The sequence below is a fragment of the Leisingera sp. genome (assembly GCF_982940295.1).
The window spans coordinates 39,454-54,617 of sequence record NZ_CEYXRG010000013.1 but is presented as its reverse complement, the minus strand read 5'-3'; the positions used below and the strand labels follow the sequence as shown (position 1 = coordinate 54,617).

The following is a 15,164-nucleotide window of genomic DNA, read 5'->3' as shown; positions in this document are numbered from 1 at the left end:
TTTCAGCCAGATGAATAAAGGATCTCAGGCGCCGTAAGGGGCGTAGTCCTGCAGGCGCTTGCCAGGCTCGTCCACGAACAGCTCTGGCAGAGCCTGCGCGTCCTCGATCAGGTCGACCCGGAACACCCGGAAATCCTCGCGCGTTTCGCACCAGGCGGTCAGTGTCCAGACCCGGCCCCAGTATTCCATGTGCAAAGGGCGGATCTTGCGTTCGGTCAGGGTGCCGTCGATCCGGCGGTATGTCAGTTGCAGCTTCTGGCGGGCTTTGATCGCGGCCCGTAAGCTGGGCATATGGGCAAAGCCGCGGGCGGCATCGGCAAAGGGGTAGACTGCGAATTTCCAGGCGTCGGCCTCGGCGATGGTCTGTTCGGGCAGCACCGCATCCACCTTGGCCGCCAGCGACAGGGCGGCGGCCTTGAGGTCCGGGTCGGCGGCCTCTGCCACAATCGCCATGCCGAGGTTCAGCGCCTCCAGCTCTTCCGGCGTCAGGGTGAGGGGCGGCAGGCTGATCTGTTCGCGCACCATGTAGCCGACGCCGCGCTCTCCCTCCACCGGCACACCGGAGGCGACGAGCGTGTCCATGTCCCGGTAGATGGTGCGGGTGGAGACTTCCAGCCGGTCGGCAATGTCCTGGGCACGGTGCAGTTTCCCGTCGCGCAGGATCTGGATGATTTCGAAAAGGCGGTCGGTGCGGCGCATGGGCCTAGCCTTTGCGCGGGGGAGGGAGGAGGTCAAGGGCTGCGCCCGGCCCGGAGACCTGCGGGCGCAGCCCCGGGGTGTTAAGGCGCCATCTGCCACAGCACCTCTTCATGGCGCATGGCTGCGCTGTCCGGTGCAAGCGCCGCCACCACCTCGGGTGCGAAATCCTGCTGCATGAAGGTCTGCGCCACCTTTTTCGCCGTCGCCATGTCCTTCCAGACCACGTAGTCGGTCCATTTGCCGTCCTCGCCCTTGCTCAGCTGACGGGTGACAAAGCCGTCCTGGGCCCGCACGAACCCTTCGGTGCGCTGCATCAGGGCGATGAAATCCGCCGCACTCACGCCATCGGCCAGTTTGAAGGTCACGATTTCGGCGACATGTTTGCTCATCACGTTTCTCCTTGAATGCTGTGATGGGGTGGATTTACCGCCTCGCAACTGACATAAACCTGTCAGTTGGATGCGGGCGGGCGGCAAAAACTGCGAAATCCGGCTTTTGCCGGGCTCTTCTGCCCGGCTTGTTGCTTTCGCTCAAAGCGGCCCGCGCGCTAAACCCGTAGCGAACAATTCCACCGGCGCCGCAAATCCGCGCCGGATCACGTAAGGAGAGACTCTCATGCTCAACAACATCGGCCTGCCTGGCCTGCTGCTCATCGCCGTTGTGGTTCTGGTCCTGTTCGGCCGCGGCAAGATTTCCTCGCTGATGGGCGAAGTCGGCAAGGGCATCACCTCGTTCAAGAAGGGTATCAACGAAGGCTCCAAGGAGCTGGAGCAGGACGCCGCGGACGTGGCCAAGGACGTCACCCCCGAGACCGAAAAAGACAAGGCCTAAGCGGCCATGTTCGATCTTGGGTGGACTGAACTGCTGGTCATCGGCGTTGTCGCGCTGATCGTCGTCGGCCCCAAGGACCTGCCGGTGCTGTTCCGCAACGTGGGGCGGTTTATCGGCAAGGCCAAGGGGATGGCGCGCGAGTTCAGCCGGGCGATGCATGACGCGGCGGATGAGGCAGGCGTCAATGAGGTCGCCAAGGGCCTGAAAGCCGCTTCGAACCCCGTGGGCACAGCCATGGACGGGGTCAAGCAGGCGGCGCAGGAGATGGCCTCGTCGATCGACCCGACCAAATTCGACCCCGGCAGCGAGACCGGAAAACTGGCAGCGCAGCGGGCTGAGGATGCCAAGAAAATCCAGGCCTCCACTGCACGCGCCGCAGCGGAGCGCAAGGCGCGCGAAGCAGAAGAGGCGCTGGCCAAGGCTGAAGCCGCTGAGGCAGCGCTTAAGACGGATGAAGAGGCCAAATCATGAGCAAGACGGATGAGATCGACGACTCAACCGCACCGCTGATCGAGCATCTGGCCGAGCTGCGCACGCGGCTTATCCATTCGGTGCTGGCCTTTATCGTTGGCATGGTGATCTGCTTCACCGTGGCAACGCCGGTGTTCAACTTCCTCACCGCGCCCCTGTGCGAGGTGCTGGCCGAAAGCGGCCAGGACTGCGCGCTGATCTTTATCAGCCCGCAGGAGGGTTTCTTTGTCGCGATCAAGATCTCCTTCCTGGGCGGCTTTATGCTGGCGTTTCCCTTTATCGGGTTCCAGCTGTGGCGGTTTGTGGCGCCGGGGCTTTACAAATCCGAGAAGGGGGCGTTTCTGCCGTTCCTGGTGGCCTCGCCCTTCATGTTCCTGCTGGGCGCGAGCTTTGCGTTCTACGTCGTTACCCCGCTGGCCTATGACTTCTTCCTGGGCTTCCAGCAGTTCGGCGCCTCTGGCGAAGCGATCACCGGCGAGGAGGTCAATCAGGGCCTCAGTGTGGTGTTCCAGGGCTCCGCGCAGGAGTATCTGAACCTGACGATCAAGTTCATCGTGGCGTTTGGCCTGTGCTTCCAGCTGCCGGTTCTGTTGACGCTGATGGGCAAGGCCGGGCTGGTGAGCGCAGAGGGTCTGGGATCGGTCCGCAAGTATGCGGTGGTGGCGATCCTGGTGCTGGCCGCACTGGTGACGCCGCCGGATGTGATCACCCAGATCATCCTGTTTGTGGTGGTTTACGGACTCTATGAGATCTCGATTTTCCTGGTCCGCAGGGTTGAAACCAAGCGCGAAGCGCAGCTGCGCGCCGACGGCTACTATGACGACGAGGACGAGATGGATGCGCATCCCGACGATCCTCTGATGGCTGAGTTCGAGGCCGAGGACGGCAAGGACAAGTAAGCCGCTGACGGTTCAAGACAGAAAGGCGCGCCAGGGATGGCGCGCCTTTTTCTTGTTTGCCGGCCGAAAAAGGGACCGGTTCACGCAGCACCCGTTGCCTCCGAAAACAGGGTTTCCCCGGATCAACCCGGCGCGGGCCGTAATCTGCTACAGTGGGCGTGCTGGTTTTGTTTAATAAGTTCATCAGGGGGCCGGGTGGCGGGCAAATCTCCGATATCGAGCGGCAATTCTCTACGTTCCGAGTACGAAGAAGCCCTGTCGCTGTGCGGCCTCGTGGATGATGTGCAGGCGCCGCATCTGCTGGAGGCCCGCCCGTACCGGTTTGCGGAAGGCGAATTCATCTGCCGCCCGGGCGATCCGGCCCATTGCCTTTGGGTCATCGTCAACGGGTCTGTCGCCGTAAAACTTGGCGAGCAAACCCTGTTTGTCCGGCGGCGCAACGAGGTGATTGGCGAACAGCATCTGGCCGGCAACGGCTATCAGCGCGTCTATGGTCTTGTTGCGAATGAAAGCACCGTGGAAGTGCTCATCATCGAAAAGGACAAGATCGCCGCGCATCCGGAGGCCGGGACAATCTGGCGCAATATCGCAAAGATCATCTCTATCAAACTGCGGGACGCCAGCCGCAAGACCGCATCGCTTGGCCGCCAGTTGGCCGATGATACGCGCATTCTGCACGCCTATACGAACCCCTATGCCCTGACCCGGCGGCTGCAGTCCGGCGGGGAGCATCAGGCGGAATACCTGGTGGAGCGCGCTGTAATCTGGTTTTCCGACGTGGTGAATTTCAGCCGCTACACGCTCAAGACCGCACCGGAGCGGGTGGCAGATATCGTGCAGCGGTTCTTCAATGCGCAGACGGAGCCGATCCTGGAACACGGCGGCCATATCGACAAATTCATCGGCGACGGGCTGATGGCGTTCTGGGTCCTGCCGCGCAGTGATCAGGACGCGGGCCAGGCCTGCATGGACGCCGTGCAGGCCGCCGAGCAGTCCACCGCCAACGTTGCCGGCATCAAGATCGGTGCCGAGCCCTTGTCGCTGCGCGTCGGGCTCCACATCGGGCTGGTGGTGAGCGGCGATTTCGGATCGGCCACCCGGCACCAGTTCACCCTGATCGGGCCGGAGGTCAACAAGGCCGCCCGGCTGGAACAGGTCCAGGCCGCGGACATTATCGAAGGCGAGGGGCGCTTGGGCGCAGTCCGGATGAGCCGGGAGTTTTGGAGCGAGCTGAGCGGCGCAAAGCAGCGGGTCTTCCGGAACCGGTTTCTGGTGCAGGCGAAGAACATCGGGGAAACCGAGATCCTCACCAACTGAGTTTGCCAGCGCGGGGTGCGGGCACGGCAAGGGCAAACGGCCAGGAGATGAATTGAGATGGACAAGCGCACACGGGGCGGTGCACCTTTTTCCTTTGCCGGGCCAGTCCCGGTCAGCCAACACGCTTTCGTGAACCTCCCGCATCCAGGTATCTTTACCCTAGGCCATGCACCATGTTTGGGCAGTGTTTGAGCGTTGGGAGGTTTCCATGAGTAAGTTTCTGACTGCATTGTCCTGCGCAGCTGCCTGTGCGTTTGCATCCGTGGCTTTTGCCGAAGATCCGCCGATGGGGTTTTTCGTCACCTCCGTTGGCCTTGGTGACGGCGGTAACCTTGGCGGGCTGGACGGCGCGGACGCCCATTGCGCCAGCCTGGCAGAGGCGGCGGGTTCCACCGGCCGCACCTGGCGCGCGTATCTAAGCACTCAGGAGGAGGGCCAGCGCGGCATCTCGGCCCGCTCGCGCATCGGCACCGGTCCCTGGTACAATGCCAATGGCGAGCTGATCGCGGTGGATCTGGACCAGCTGCATATCATGCCCAACCTGTACTTGCGCACAGCCGTCGATGAAAACGGCAACCGCATCAAGGGCCGCGGCGAGGATCCCAATGAGCATGACATCCTGACCGGCACCCAGGCAGACGGCACCGCCTATTTCCCCTGGCAGGAAGGCGATATGACTTGTTCGAACTGGACCTCCAACGGCGAGGGCTCGGCCACGGTTGGCCATCATGACCGCCACGGGGGCGGCAATACGTCCTGGAATGCAGCGCACAACTCCCGCGGCTGCAGCGCCGAAAATCTGCGCTCCACCGGCGGTAACGGGTATTTCTACTGCTTTGCAGCGGATTGAGATACCGGCCCGGGTTGTGTCCAGCCCCTCTTGCCGGCCCTGCCGGAACATGCTTTGAAATCCGGCAACTGACGGAGGGAGGCACCCCATGGACCAGATTGCACTGACCCGCATTGCCGAGGCGCTGGAGCGGATGTCGCCCGCGCCTTTGGAAACACCTGATTTCAACGCGGCCAGCGCCTTTGTCTGGCATGTGGGGCCGGAACGGCTGGAACCTGTGGCTGAGATCAACCGGGTGGATCTGGACTTGCTGGTGGGCATCAACCGCTCGCGTGATACGCTGTTGGAGAACACCCGCCGCTTTGCGCAAGGCTATGCCGCCAACAACGCGCTGCTGTGGGGCGCGCGCGGCATGGGCAAGTCGAGCCTGGTGAAGGCGGTGCATGGGGCGCTGCTTGCGGATCATCCCGATCTGAAGCTGGTGGAGCTGCAGCGCGAGGATCTGCCCTCGGTGGCGCGGCTGCTGAACCACCTGCGCGGCTCGGAACACCGGTTCATCCTGTTCTGCGATGACCTGTCGTTCAGCCATGACGACCAGCACTACAAGAGCCTCAAGGCGGTGCTGGACGGCGGCATCGAAGGGCGGCCCGAGAACGTGGTATTTTATGCCACCTCCAACCGCCGCCACCTGATGCCGCGGGACATGATCGAGAATGAGCGTTCCACGGCCATCAACCCGTCGGAAGCGGTCGAGGAGAAGGTGTCACTCAGTGACCGGTTTGGTCTGTGGCTGGGATTCCATCCCTGCGATCAGGACGAGTACCTGGCGATGATCGAGGGCTATTGCGCGGCATACGGTGTCGAGGCGGACGCGGACACCCTGAGGGCGGAGGCGGTCGAATGGCAGGCCACCCGCGGCGCGCGCTCGGGCCGGGTGGCGTGGCAGTTCTTTACCGATCTGGCCGGGCGGCACGGGGTGGCTTTGCGCTAGGGCACATGCGGCCGTGAAAGTCTCCGAAATGAAAAAGCCCGGCCAAGCGGCCGGGCTTTTGTGTGTTAACAGGGCTTTGCCGCCGTCAGTTCAGGTAGTTCAGCGGGTCGATGCTCTCGAACCCGTCTCGGACCTCGAAATGCACATAGGCGTCATCGCCGCCGCGCAGCGAGGCGATGCGCTGGCCGCGGGCGACCGACTCGCCCTTTTTGACGGTGATGTTGCCGACGTTCTGGTAGACCGTCAGCAGCTTCTGGCTGTGGCGGATCACCACGATCGGCACGTTGTTGGAATCCTTGGTGATCGCGGCCACGGTGCCCGCTTCGGCGGCATTCACGGGCGCGCCGGGCGCAGCGGCGATGTCGATGCCATCATTGCGGCCCTTGGAGTAGGTCTTGATGATCTTGCCCTGCACCGGATAGGCCATCGCCGCGCTGCTGGCGCGGGTGGGTTTCGGCAGCTCCGGCTTGGGAAGGGTCTCTGCCGCGGGTTTGACTGCGGCGGGCTCGACCTTTTCCTCCGGCAGCGGCTGAGTGGCGCTGGGCGGCACCGGCGTTTGGGTGCCTGCGCCGGGTTCGGTCACTGCAACGGGGGCTGCGGCAGGGGTCAGCTCAGCTGCCGGCTGCTCTTTCAGCGGGATCAGCAGGAACTGGCCCTCACGCACGGCAAAGTCGCTGCCCAGGCCGTTCCATTCCGCCAGAGATTTCACCGGTACCTGGTAAAGCCGCGAGATGGTATAGGCGGTCTCGCCGCGTTTCACCTTGTGGCGCACCGGCTCCGGGCCGCGCTGCACCTTGGCGGGCTGCGGCTTGGGGGTGGGCTGGATCGTGGTGGTGGTCACCGAACCCGGGTTGGGGGAGGTGAGCGGCGCGGTCTCGATTGCCTGGCCGGCCAGGGTGGCGATATCCACCGATCCCGGGGTGGCGCTGCCGCCTGAGGGCAGGCTGGCGGGGGCCCGGCGCGGCAGGGCCAGCACTTCGCCCTGGCGCATCTTGTCGCCGGTCTCCATGCCGTTGTAGCGGGCAACTTCCTCCGGCGGCAGTCCGATGCGCGCGGCCACGTCCGAGACGGTGTCGCCGCGCTGCGCCACCGCCACCTGGTAGGAGGGGTAGGTGATCAGCCCGCGGGCATCAGGCGAGGGGCGGCTGGAGGTGGCCGACTGGGCGGCAGTTGCGGTGTTAAAGGCGCCAAGCTGGCCGCGCAGGTCATAATCCAGCGGGCTTTGGCAGGCCGCCAGCACCCCGGCCAGCGGCAGCAGGGCCAGCAGCCGTGCGCGGGGCCGCACGAAACGGGGCAGCCCGCGGGATGCGGTCCGGGTGGAGGTGGTCCGGGTCATCTTGCTCTCCTCAAAACACGCTTCCCCTTTTTCGCGGGGGTTCTCTCGCGTCAATCACTATAGCCGATGCGATCCAGCCGGCGGCCGAATTCCGCCGCCAGTTTACGGGGGCGGCGCAGGAATATCAAACGCAGCTTGCGGAAATGCGGCAGCAGCCCTAGCTGTCCTTGCCCAGCCCTTCGAGCAGCGGCACGAAACGCACCGGGCGCAGCTCATCGTACTCCAGCCCGTCCTCGGTTTTGCGCACCCGGATCAGGGTCTGAACGTGGTCCGACTGGCCCACCGGAAGCACCATGATGCCGCCGGTCTTGAGCTGCGCCAGCAGCGGGCCGGGCGGGTCCTCGGCGGCGGCAGTCACGATGATGCGGTCGAACGGCGCCTGGTCCGGCAGCCCGTGGCTGCCATCCCCCACCAGCGAGGTCACGTTGGAGAGGCGCAGCTTATCGAACACGGACCGCGCCTCGCCCACCAGCCGGGCGTGGCGGTCGATGGTGTAGACCCGGCGCGCCAGCTTGGACAGGATCGCGGCCTGGTAGCCGGAGCCTGTGCCCACCTCCAGCACGGTATCTCGCGGCGAGATCTGCAGCGCCTGGGTCATCATGCCGACGACAGAAGGCTGCGAGATGGTCTGGCCGCAGGCAATCGGCAGCGGCACGTCCTCATAAGCGCGATCTGAGAAGATGCCGCGCACGAACAATCCGCGGTCGATCTCCTCGATCGCCTCCAGCACCTGCTGGTCGGTCACCCCGCGCGAGCGCACGGAGTACAGGAACTGCATCTTGGTTTCCGGATCGGGTCCGCTCATTGCTTCGCTCACTCGTCCGTCCATTCGACCGCCTTCAGCGCTTGCAGGGCGTCGTGCGCGGTCAGGTCGGCGCGCATCGGGGTGACGGAGATGTAACCGTCCAGGTTGACCGCAGCGTCGGAGCCGGGGGTGGCCTCGACGTGCTGGTTGCCGCCGCGGATCCACAGGTAGCGGCGTCCGGTGGGCGACAGCTGCTCCTCTGCCGAAAAATGGCAGCCGTGGCGGTAGCCCTGCGGCACGACGCACGAGCCCTTGACGTCCGCCGCCGGGACCGGCGGGAAGTTGATGTTGTAAAACAGGCGGTAGTCCTGCGCATCCTGCGGCTGGGCGGCCAGGATCCTTTTGATCAGGGCGGCGCCGTGCACCGCGGAGGCCTCAAACGGATTGTCCGTTTCCCGGTTGGCCGGCCCGTAATACTGCGAGAGCGCCATGGCCGGGATGCCCTGCAAAGCGGCCTCCATCGCGCCGCCCAGGGTGCCGGAGTAAAGCGCGTTCTCCGCCGAGTTGTTGCCGCGGTTCACGCCGGACAGCACCAGGTCGGGCCTTTGGCCGTGCATGACCACATGCAGGCCCGCCAGCACGCAGTCGGCAGGCGAGCCTTCGGCGGCAAAGCGGCGTTCGCTCAGCTGGCTGAGCATGGTGGGGCGGGTGTAGCTGATGCAATGGGCGACGCCGGACTGCTCAAAGGCCGGTGCCACGGTCCAGACCTCGCCATCGGGGCCTGCGACCTCATGGGCGATGGATTCGAGGATGGTGAGCCCTTCGGCGCTGATGCCGTCGTCATTGGTGATCAGAATGCGCATGGGGTGTCTGCCTGCCGTCTTCAACCGGGTTTTCGATTGAATAGGACCTGTGCCGGAACGGGGCAAGGTTTTCGCGGGGGGAAGCGGCATCCGCCGAAAAGCGGGGCAGGGAGGCAACAGGCGGCGCGGCCGGGCGCGCTCCCGCCGCCTGGACCCGCACCAAAGATGCCGGTTCAGGCGTTGGCCCGGGCGCCCCGCGATGCGCGGCGCGGGCAGGCTGCAGGTGTCAGTCTGCCAGGATCTGCGGCAGCAGGCGCGCGGCCTCGTCCTGGATCGGGGTCAGCGCATCGCGGTCTTCGCCCGGGTGGAAGCGGGCGCGCAGGGCGGTGGCCATCGGCTGCGGCTCCAGGATGCGCACCTGCGGGCCGGTGCGTTCGGTCTCCGCCTGCCAGCTGCGGGCCAGCGCCATCTGGGCAGCCTTGGTGGCGCCATAGGTGCCGTAGAACTTTTCGCCCGCCTTGGGGTCGTCAAAGAACACCGCACGCCCTGTCTGGCCCAGCAAGGGCGCGACGTAGGGGATCAGCACCGAGGTCGCGGTGGCGTTGATGGCCATGGCCTTGGTCCAGTCCTTGGCGGCCACCGACGGCACCGGGCACAGGGCGGTAGCGTGGATCGCGGTGTGCAGCCACAGGTCCAGCTTGCCCCAGCGGTCGTGGATACCGCGGCACAGTGTTGCCATTGCCTCCGGCACGGTGATGTCCATCGGCGCCAGGGTGGCGCTGCCGCCCGCTGCCTTGATACGGTCGTCGAGCTCTTCCAGCGCACCGGTGGTGCGGGCAACGGCGACGATGTGATGAGTGGGCGCAAGCGCCTCGGCCAGGGCGTTGCCGAGGCCGCGGGATGCGCCGGTGATGAGAGCGAGCTTTTCTGTCATGGGCGCCTTCTTGGGCCGCGGGCGAAGGCAGGTCAAGAGGCAGCGGCCCGGGGCAGGAATTTTCGAAAATTCCTGGCAAATTTCTTCGAAGAAATTTGCGCAGCTCCCGCAGTCAGCTGCCGGGCATCGGCAGGCGCTTGGTTTCGCCGTTGGCGCTCAGGACCAGGCCGTGGGCGTCGATTGCCACCACCCGGCCCAGGGAGGACAGGCGGGCGCCGCGCGACACGGTTTTGGTGCGGCCGCTGGGCAGGCGCACCAGCGCGGTCAGGCTGTCCTCGGGGCCGTAGACACCCAGGAGGTTAAGCCGGTTGCGGTTCACTGCGTTGTCCTGAGTGGCCAGCCCGGCCACCTTGGCGGAGGTGCCGCCCGCCTTTTCTGCGTTTGCCATGTCGTCCATCCCCAATCTGTCCGGGCGTATCTGGACAATCTGCCGGTTCTCTTCAACCAGCCTCTGCAGAACTCGGCGGGAAGCCGCGGAGCGGCCCGGGCACGATGAGTGGAAGCCCGCCGCCGCGCCCGCAGTGGTACCGGCACAGGTGCTTGAAAATCAGGCGTCAAACACCAGCGAGGGCAGATCGTGGCCGTAGGCATAGAGCAGCTCCAAAAGCTCCTCCAGCGCGGCGCCGTCCTTTTGCAGCGGGTAGAGCGGGTGGTTCTGCTCGGTGACCTTCAGTTCCGGGTACTGGCCTTCGGGGCGCATCTCCAGCACGCAGCCCGCGGGCATCGGCATGTCCGGCGGGATCGCATTGGCCAGCCAGGCCGGGCGGTCGCCCAGCTTTTCCGTCTCGCGCATCTCAAAGAGGTCGAGATAGGCGTCGAAATCATCGCGGCTGAGGCTGGCCCAGGTGCCCAGGAGAAACTCCTCGCCGCGGCTGCCGGACAGCGGGATCGCCAGCACCGCACGGACAAAGCGCAGATCGCCCAGGCGGCAGAAATCCTCGGTCAGGATATCGCCTCTGGTGGCGAGAACGGCGGAGTTGTCCTCCACCTCCATGTCCTCAGAGCAGATGTCGGGCCGGTCGCAGCTGAGGCTCAGCAATTGCGCAAAGGTGGCGCCGCAGCAGCGGCACTGGCGCGGAGAGGTCAGCATGCGGGCAAGATGCGCGTCCAAGGGGCGGCCTTTCGTCTGGAAGCATAAAAAGGCGCGGGCCGTCACGGCCAGCGCCTTGTCTATGCAGTGTTCGCGGCCCTCATACGCGGATGCGGCCGGAAGTTCAAACCCCCGATACAGGAACGGGGCAGGGAGGGGTCAGCCGGAAGCCAGGTTGGAGGCGTTCCAGGAGGCGCCGGGCACCGGCATGTCCTTGATCTTGGCACTCACGCGGCTGCTGCCTTCCAGCGCCGCCAGATACTCCTCGGTGACACCGGTGATGTAGTTGCCGTCAAAGCAGGAGCAGTCAAATCCCTGGATGTCCGGGTTGCCTTCCTGCGCCGCCCAGATCAGGTCTTCGAGCTTCTGATAGAACAGCGCGTCGGCGCCCAGCTCGTCGCGGATTTCCTCGATGCTGAGGCCATTTGCGATCAGCTCATGCTTGGTCGGCATGTCGATGCCATAGACGTTCGGGTATTTCACCGGCGGCGAGGCAGAGGCGATATAGACCTTCTTGGCGCCGGCTTCGCGGCACATCTGCACGATCTTCTTGATGGTGTTGCCGCGCACGATGGAATCGTCGATCAGCAGCACGTTACGGTCCTTGAACTCCAGCGGGATCGCATTGAGCTTGCGGCGCACCGATTTCTGCCGCTCCGCCTGGCCCGGCATGATGAAGGTGCGGCCGACATAGCGGTTCTTGACCAGCCCCTCGCGGTAGCGGATGCCGGTGGAGTTGGCGACTTCCAGCGCCACGGGGCGGGCCGAATCGGGCACCGGGATGATGCTGTCGATTTCCAGGCCGGACTCCTGAATCTGCTTGGCCAGCGCCTGACCCATGCGCAGCTGGGTCTTGTAGACGGAGACGCCGTCCATCATCGAGTCGGGACGTGCCAGGTAGACGTACTCAAAGATGCAGGGGGTCAGCTTGCCCTCGACCGCCTGGAAGGTATGCAGTTTGCCGTCGAGGTCGATCAGAACCGCCTCGCCGGCCTTAACGTCGCGGACCTTCTCAAAGCCGTTGATGCCAAAGGCCACGTCCTCGGAGGCAATGCAGTAATCATCGCCCGCACCCTGCGCCGGGCGCTTGCCCAGCGACAGCGGCCGGATGCCGTGGGGGTCGCGGAAGGCCAGCATGCCGACACCGGCAATCATGCACAGCACGGAATAGGCGCCCTGCACCCGCTCCATGGTCATCTTGACGCCGGCAAAGATGTTGCGGATCGGCTCGGCGTTGCCGTTCACCTTGATGGCATCGGCGACCTTGTCGGCCAGCACGTTCAGCAGGATTTCCGAATCCGAGGTGGTGCGCAGATGGCGGCTGTATTTGCCGGTCACCTTCTCGCGCTGCTCGGCGGTGTTGGTGATGTTGCCGTTGTGGACCAGGTAAATGCCGTAGGGCGCGTTCACGAAGAACGGCTGCGCCTCGGTGGCGCTGAGCGAACCCGCGGTGGGGTAGCGCACGTGGCCCATGCCGACGCGGCCGGTCAGGGTCTCGGCGTCTGCGGGGCCGAACACATCCTTGACCAGGCCGTTTTCCTTGCGCTCGCGGAAGAACTCGCCGGTGTAGGTCACGATGCCGGAGGCGTCCTGGCCGCGGTGCTGCAGCATCAAGAGCCCGTCATAAATTTCCGCAAAGACTTCTGTGTCCCGGCTTGCGATCCCCAAAATCCCGCACATTGGCTGGCTCCAATCCCACTTAGGCTTTGCTGTTCGATGGCTGTTGGAAGCGGTGGTGCCGGCAGTCTAGCGCATTTGTGCGCCGGGGCGCCAATCCGGCTGCCTTGGCCGCCTTTAGGCCGGTTGCCAGAGCGCCGGTTGCGGCAACGGACCCCGGCGCCGGGCGCGTCAGGTCATCTCCACAAAGGCAGGCGGGCAGCAGCGGCAAGGCGGTGAGGCTCCGAATCCGTTTCCTGTTCGCGCCCTCACATAGTGGCTTTCTTTCCTTCTGTCATCAAAGGATCACAAATCCCTGCTGCGCTGCGGCGGCAGGTAGCGGGCAGGGCGGTTTTCAGATCTTTCCACGCTGTGCCTCAGTGAAGCGTCAGCAGCGAAATGGACCCGACCACCACCAGGCTCAGCGCCCAGACCATGTCCAGGTTGAACCAGCCTTTTGACAGGAACTTGAGCCCCACCCAGCGGTAGATCCCGTAGGCCAGCACGCCGCCCGCGGCGGTCATCGCAAGGGTGTGGAGCACCGCCACCAGCGCGGCTATGCCGGCATTTCCGGTGATCAGCGTGCCCGCAGCGGCGTGGCCCGCGTCCGTTTCGATGGTGCGGCAGATGCCGAGGTAGATCGGCACCAGCATCAGCCCCGCGCCATGCGCCATTGCCGCGAGGAACGACCACAGCGCCAGCCGCGATGGCGGGACGCGGGCCAGAAACCGCGGGTGGCGCCGGTTGACCAGCAGATAAAGGCCCAGGGCGATCACCAGGCAGGCGGCGCCGATCTGGATCTCGCGCTGCCACTCTGCCAGCACCATCAGCGCCGAGAACGGAAACAGGATCGCCGCCATCGCCAGCAGGTGCCCGGCCGCCAGCGCGGCCAGCGCCCGCCACAGGCTGCCCTGCTTCCGGTCCATCAGCGCGGCCGACACCGCCAGGGGCCAGCCCATGCCGGGGTTCACACCGTGATACACGCCAGAGGCGGCAACGGCCCCCCACAGGGCCGCCGCCGTGCTGATGTCTGCCACGCTTTAGACGGAGGGGTAGCAGAAGCTGTCGGTGGAGCAGTCGCCCCCTTCCAGCCGGATCTGGTGGCTGCGGTAGCCCTTGGGGAACTCCACATAGAAATCCTTGTCCAGCTCCAGCCCGCCGTTTTCGCCTGCGTTGGCCATCACCATCTGACCACCCCCGGAGTCCGGATAGAACTGGTCATCCCAGGTGGAATAAAGCGAGTTGGTCCAGTAGACGCGCTTGCCGTCGCGGCTGATCTCCACCATCTGCGGGCCATAGGCGAAATCCTTGCCGTTGGGGTGCTTGGCACCGCGCGCAATGCCGCCAAGCTCGACCTTGCCGGCCAGCTTGGGGTTCATCGGGTCGGAGACATCATACTGATGCATCTCGCCCAGCCCCCAGCAGGCCACATAGAGGAACCTGTCATCGAGGCTCAGGTCGATATCGGTGACCAGGGGCGGCACCGCCTCGAACCCCTGCAAGAGCGGCGGCAGGTTTTCCGGCTTCTCGGGCCGCGGGTCGATGGTGATCGTCTTCTTGGCCTCAAAGGTGCCGTCGTCCTTCTGCCACCAGGTGAAGATCGCGCCCTGCAGGTTGGTGGTATCAACCACCACGCCGCAAAAGCCGTAATCCTTGGAGGGATCATGCGCGGGGCGGATCTCCAGAGCCATCTGGTGGTTTTCGCCCAGGTCGATCGTCTGCACGTTCTTGCGTTCGCGCAGGTTCCAGAAATGAATCGAATGGCCGTATTTGTTGCTGAGCAGGTCCTCCGCCACGATGCCGTTCTCGAACTGCGGCGGCAGGCCCCATTCCGAACTCACCATGTAGTCACGCGGGAGGTTCCACCAGAAGTCATAATGCTTGTCCTGCTTGCCGCGGTCCATTTCATAGCGGCCCAGGATCTCGAAGGTTTCGCAATCCATGATGAAGATGCCGGGCGGGCCGTCGGTGCCGTCCTCGCCGCCGCCGCCCAGGGTCGAGACATAAATGCCCTCGGGGCCGCAATGGATGGTGTGCGGGCGCGAATAGCCGGTCTTGGCAAAGACTTCCTCAGGTTCGATGATCTTGTGGATCTTGGCCTCGCGCGGCTCTTTCACGTCGATCACATAAATCCGGCTGGAGCGGATGCCGGGAATAATAAGATAGCGCCGCTCCAGAAACGCGTGGCCGGAAAGCGGCGACAGCGACGAGGAGCAGGCGTTCCAGCCGAAGTGGTGAAACTCGTCGCCCTTGTTGGGCATGATCAGCTGATGCACGATCTCGCCGTAGCTGTCGGATTTCGGGTCGACATCGACCACCGCCAGACCGTCGGGCTGGGAGCCGTCCGGACTGAGCATCAGGGTAAAGGCCAGCGTTTCCGCCGGGGCCTCCATGGCAAGCCTGGGGGTGGCATGAAAAGTGGGGTCAGGCCTCAAGTTCATCGTCAAATCCTCCCTGGAAAACAGGCGCCTGAAACTTTGGTCTTCTAGGTGCGCCCGGGGTGATGCTGTCACACATCCGGATTTCGGGCAAATTTTTTTGAAAACATGCTGCCGGGCAGAACGATCGTTCTGCTGGACCGGCCGCGATGCGTGGTGATGGG

Annotated in this window: 17 protein-coding genes; 6 read left to right on the top strand and 11 right to left on the bottom strand. The window is 64.6% G+C overall.

The genetic code is table 11. From position 1 onward, the window contains the following. Nucleotides 1-24: 24 nt before the first annotated feature. Both AC4HIX_RS13110 and AC4HIX_RS13105 read right to left on the bottom strand, forming a co-directional pair. Nucleotides 25-699 carry a helix-turn-helix transcriptional regulator gene (locus AC4HIX_RS13110; protein WP_490399247.1) on the bottom strand — a complete coding sequence of 225 codons (675 nt, stop codon included), beginning with the start codon at nt 697-699 and terminating at the stop codon, nt 25-27. 80 nt (nt 700-779) lie between these two features. After that, complete coding sequence (locus AC4HIX_RS13105) at nt 780-1,088, bottom strand: antibiotic biosynthesis monooxygenase family protein (RefSeq protein ID WP_490399246.1); 309 nt, start codon at nt 1,086-1,088, stop codon at nt 780-782. A 226-nt stretch (nt 1,089-1,314) separates the two neighbouring features. Here AC4HIX_RS13105 and AC4HIX_RS13100 point away from each other — a divergent pair, with 226 nt between their 5' ends. From AC4HIX_RS13100 to AC4HIX_RS13075, 6 genes are all read left to right on the top strand, one after another. Next, nucleotides 1,315-1,530, top strand: coding sequence for a twin-arginine translocase TatA/TatE family subunit (locus tag AC4HIX_RS13100; protein WP_174144998.1), 216 nt, complete (start codon nt 1,315-1,317; stop codon nt 1,528-1,530). Nucleotides 1,531-1,536: 6 nt separating this feature from the next. Then, nucleotides 1,537-2,001 carry a Sec-independent protein translocase protein TatB gene (gene tatB, locus AC4HIX_RS13095; RefSeq protein ID WP_475052889.1) on the top strand — a complete coding sequence of 155 codons (465 nt, stop codon included), beginning with the start codon at nt 1,537-1,539 and terminating at the stop codon, nt 1,999-2,001. Then, entirely contained in the window at nt 1,998-2,900 is a 903-nt protein-coding gene (gene tatC, locus AC4HIX_RS13090; protein WP_490399245.1) for a twin-arginine translocase subunit TatC, read from the top strand. Before tatB ends, tatC begins: the two co-directional genes overlap by 4 nt. A 195-nt stretch (nt 2,901-3,095) precedes the next feature. After that, entirely contained in the window at nt 3,096-4,217 is a 1,122-nt protein-coding gene (locus AC4HIX_RS13085) for an adenylate/guanylate cyclase domain-containing protein (protein ID WP_490399244.1), read from the top strand. Nucleotides 4,218-4,425: 208 nt separating this feature from the next. Beyond that, nucleotides 4,426-5,067, top strand: a complete 642-nt coding sequence (locus AC4HIX_RS13080; protein ID WP_490399243.1) for a hypothetical protein — start codon at nt 4,426-4,428, stop codon at nt 5,065-5,067. Nucleotides 5,068-5,155: 88 nt separating this feature from the next. Continuing rightward, the gene (locus tag AC4HIX_RS13075) at nt 5,156-5,998 is read left to right on the top strand and encodes an ATP-binding protein (protein WP_490399242.1); all 843 of its coding nucleotides are present in this window, start codon (nt 5,156-5,158) and stop codon (nt 5,996-5,998) included. 85 nt (nt 5,999-6,083) lie between these two features. Here the strand turns inward: AC4HIX_RS13075 and AC4HIX_RS13070 are convergent, their stop codons facing one another. From AC4HIX_RS13070 to AC4HIX_RS13030, 9 genes are all read right to left on the bottom strand, one after another. Then, nucleotides 6,084-7,334: a peptidoglycan DD-metalloendopeptidase family protein gene (locus AC4HIX_RS13070; RefSeq protein WP_490399241.1), complete on the bottom strand. Its 1,251-nt coding sequence runs from the start codon at nt 7,332-7,334 to the stop codon at nt 6,084-6,086. A 157-nt stretch (nt 7,335-7,491) separates the two neighbouring features. Then, a complete protein-coding gene (locus tag AC4HIX_RS13065) occupies nt 7,492-8,139 on the bottom strand; it encodes a protein-L-isoaspartate(D-aspartate) O-methyltransferase (RefSeq protein WP_490399240.1) in 648 nt (215 codons plus the stop codon). Between the two features lie 8 nt (nt 8,140-8,147). After that, nucleotides 8,148-8,942 (bottom strand): 5'/3'-nucleotidase SurE, encoded by a 795-nt coding sequence (gene surE, locus AC4HIX_RS13060; protein ID WP_490399239.1) that lies wholly within the window; start codon nt 8,940-8,942, stop codon nt 8,148-8,150. 226 nt (nt 8,943-9,168) lie between these two features. Continuing rightward, entirely contained in the window at nt 9,169-9,816 is a 648-nt protein-coding gene (locus AC4HIX_RS13055) for an SDR family NAD(P)-dependent oxidoreductase (RefSeq protein WP_490399238.1), read from the bottom strand. A 112-nt stretch (nt 9,817-9,928) separates the two neighbouring features. Next, entirely contained in the window at nt 9,929-10,204 is a 276-nt protein-coding gene (locus AC4HIX_RS13050; RefSeq protein WP_490399237.1) for a hypothetical protein, read from the bottom strand. 159 nt (nt 10,205-10,363) lie between these two features. Then, nucleotides 10,364-10,906 (bottom strand): DUF2199 domain-containing protein, encoded by a 543-nt coding sequence (locus tag AC4HIX_RS13045; protein ID WP_490399236.1) that lies wholly within the window; start codon nt 10,904-10,906, stop codon nt 10,364-10,366. A gap of 159 nt (nt 10,907-11,065) precedes the next feature. Continuing rightward, nucleotides 11,066-12,586: an amidophosphoribosyltransferase gene (gene purF, locus AC4HIX_RS13040; RefSeq protein ID WP_475052871.1), complete on the bottom strand. Its 1,521-nt coding sequence runs from the start codon at nt 12,584-12,586 to the stop codon at nt 11,066-11,068. Nucleotides 12,587-12,939: 353 nt separating this feature from the next. Next, a complete protein-coding gene (locus AC4HIX_RS13035; protein ID WP_490399235.1) occupies nt 12,940-13,599 on the bottom strand; it encodes a hypothetical protein in 660 nt (219 codons plus the stop codon). 3 nt (nt 13,600-13,602) lie between these two features. Beyond that, the gene (locus tag AC4HIX_RS13030; protein ID WP_490399234.1) at nt 13,603-15,003 is read right to left on the bottom strand and encodes a selenium-binding protein SBP56-related protein; all 1,401 of its coding nucleotides are present in this window, start codon (nt 15,001-15,003) and stop codon (nt 13,603-13,605) included. Nucleotides 15,004-15,164: the final 161 nt, after the last annotated feature.

What these genes read in the sequence shown, in the direction of transcription:
- AC4HIX_RS13110 (WP_490399247.1), bottom strand. Translation starts at nt 699, where the DNA reads ATGCGCCGCACCGACCGCCTTTTCGAAATCATCCAGATCCTGCGCGAC.
- AC4HIX_RS13105 (WP_490399246.1), bottom strand. Translation starts at nt 1,088, where the DNA reads ATGAGCAAACATGTCGCCGAAATCGTGACCTTCAAACTGGCCGATGGC.
- AC4HIX_RS13100 (WP_174144998.1), top strand. Translation starts at nt 1,315, where the DNA reads ATGCTCAACAACATCGGCCTGCCTGGCCTGCTGCTCATCGCCGTTGTG.
- tatB (WP_475052889.1), top strand. Translation starts at nt 1,537, where the DNA reads ATGTTCGATCTTGGGTGGACTGAACTGCTGGTCATCGGCGTTGTCGCG.
- tatC (WP_490399245.1), top strand. Translation starts at nt 1,998, where the DNA reads ATGAGCAAGACGGATGAGATCGACGACTCAACCGCACCGCTGATCGAG.
- AC4HIX_RS13080 (WP_490399243.1), top strand. Translation starts at nt 4,426, where the DNA reads ATGAGTAAGTTTCTGACTGCATTGTCCTGCGCAGCTGCCTGTGCGTTT.
- AC4HIX_RS13075 (WP_490399242.1), top strand. Translation starts at nt 5,156, where the DNA reads ATGGACCAGATTGCACTGACCCGCATTGCCGAGGCGCTGGAGCGGATG.
- AC4HIX_RS13070 (WP_490399241.1), bottom strand. Translation starts at nt 7,334, where the DNA reads ATGACCCGGACCACCTCCACCCGGACCGCATCCCGCGGGCTGCCCCGT.
- AC4HIX_RS13065 (WP_490399240.1), bottom strand. Translation starts at nt 8,139, where the DNA reads ATGAGCGGACCCGATCCGGAAACCAAGATGCAGTTCCTGTACTCCGTG.
- surE (WP_490399239.1), bottom strand. Translation starts at nt 8,942, where the DNA reads ATGCGCATTCTGATCACCAATGACGACGGCATCAGCGCCGAAGGGCTC.
- AC4HIX_RS13055 (WP_490399238.1), bottom strand. Translation starts at nt 9,816, where the DNA reads ATGACAGAAAAGCTCGCTCTCATCACCGGCGCATCCCGCGGCCTCGGC.
- AC4HIX_RS13050 (WP_490399237.1), bottom strand. Translation starts at nt 10,204, where the DNA reads ATGGCAAACGCAGAAAAGGCGGGCGGCACCTCCGCCAAGGTGGCCGGG.
- AC4HIX_RS13045 (WP_490399236.1), bottom strand. Translation starts at nt 10,906, where the DNA reads ATGCTGACCTCTCCGCGCCAGTGCCGCTGCTGCGGCGCCACCTTTGCG.
- purF (WP_475052871.1), bottom strand. Translation starts at nt 12,586, where the DNA reads ATGTGCGGGATTTTGGGGATCGCAAGCCGGGACACAGAAGTCTTTGCG.
- AC4HIX_RS13030 (WP_490399234.1), bottom strand. Translation starts at nt 15,003, where the DNA reads ATGAACTTGAGGCCTGACCCCACTTTTCATGCCACCCCCAGGCTTGCC.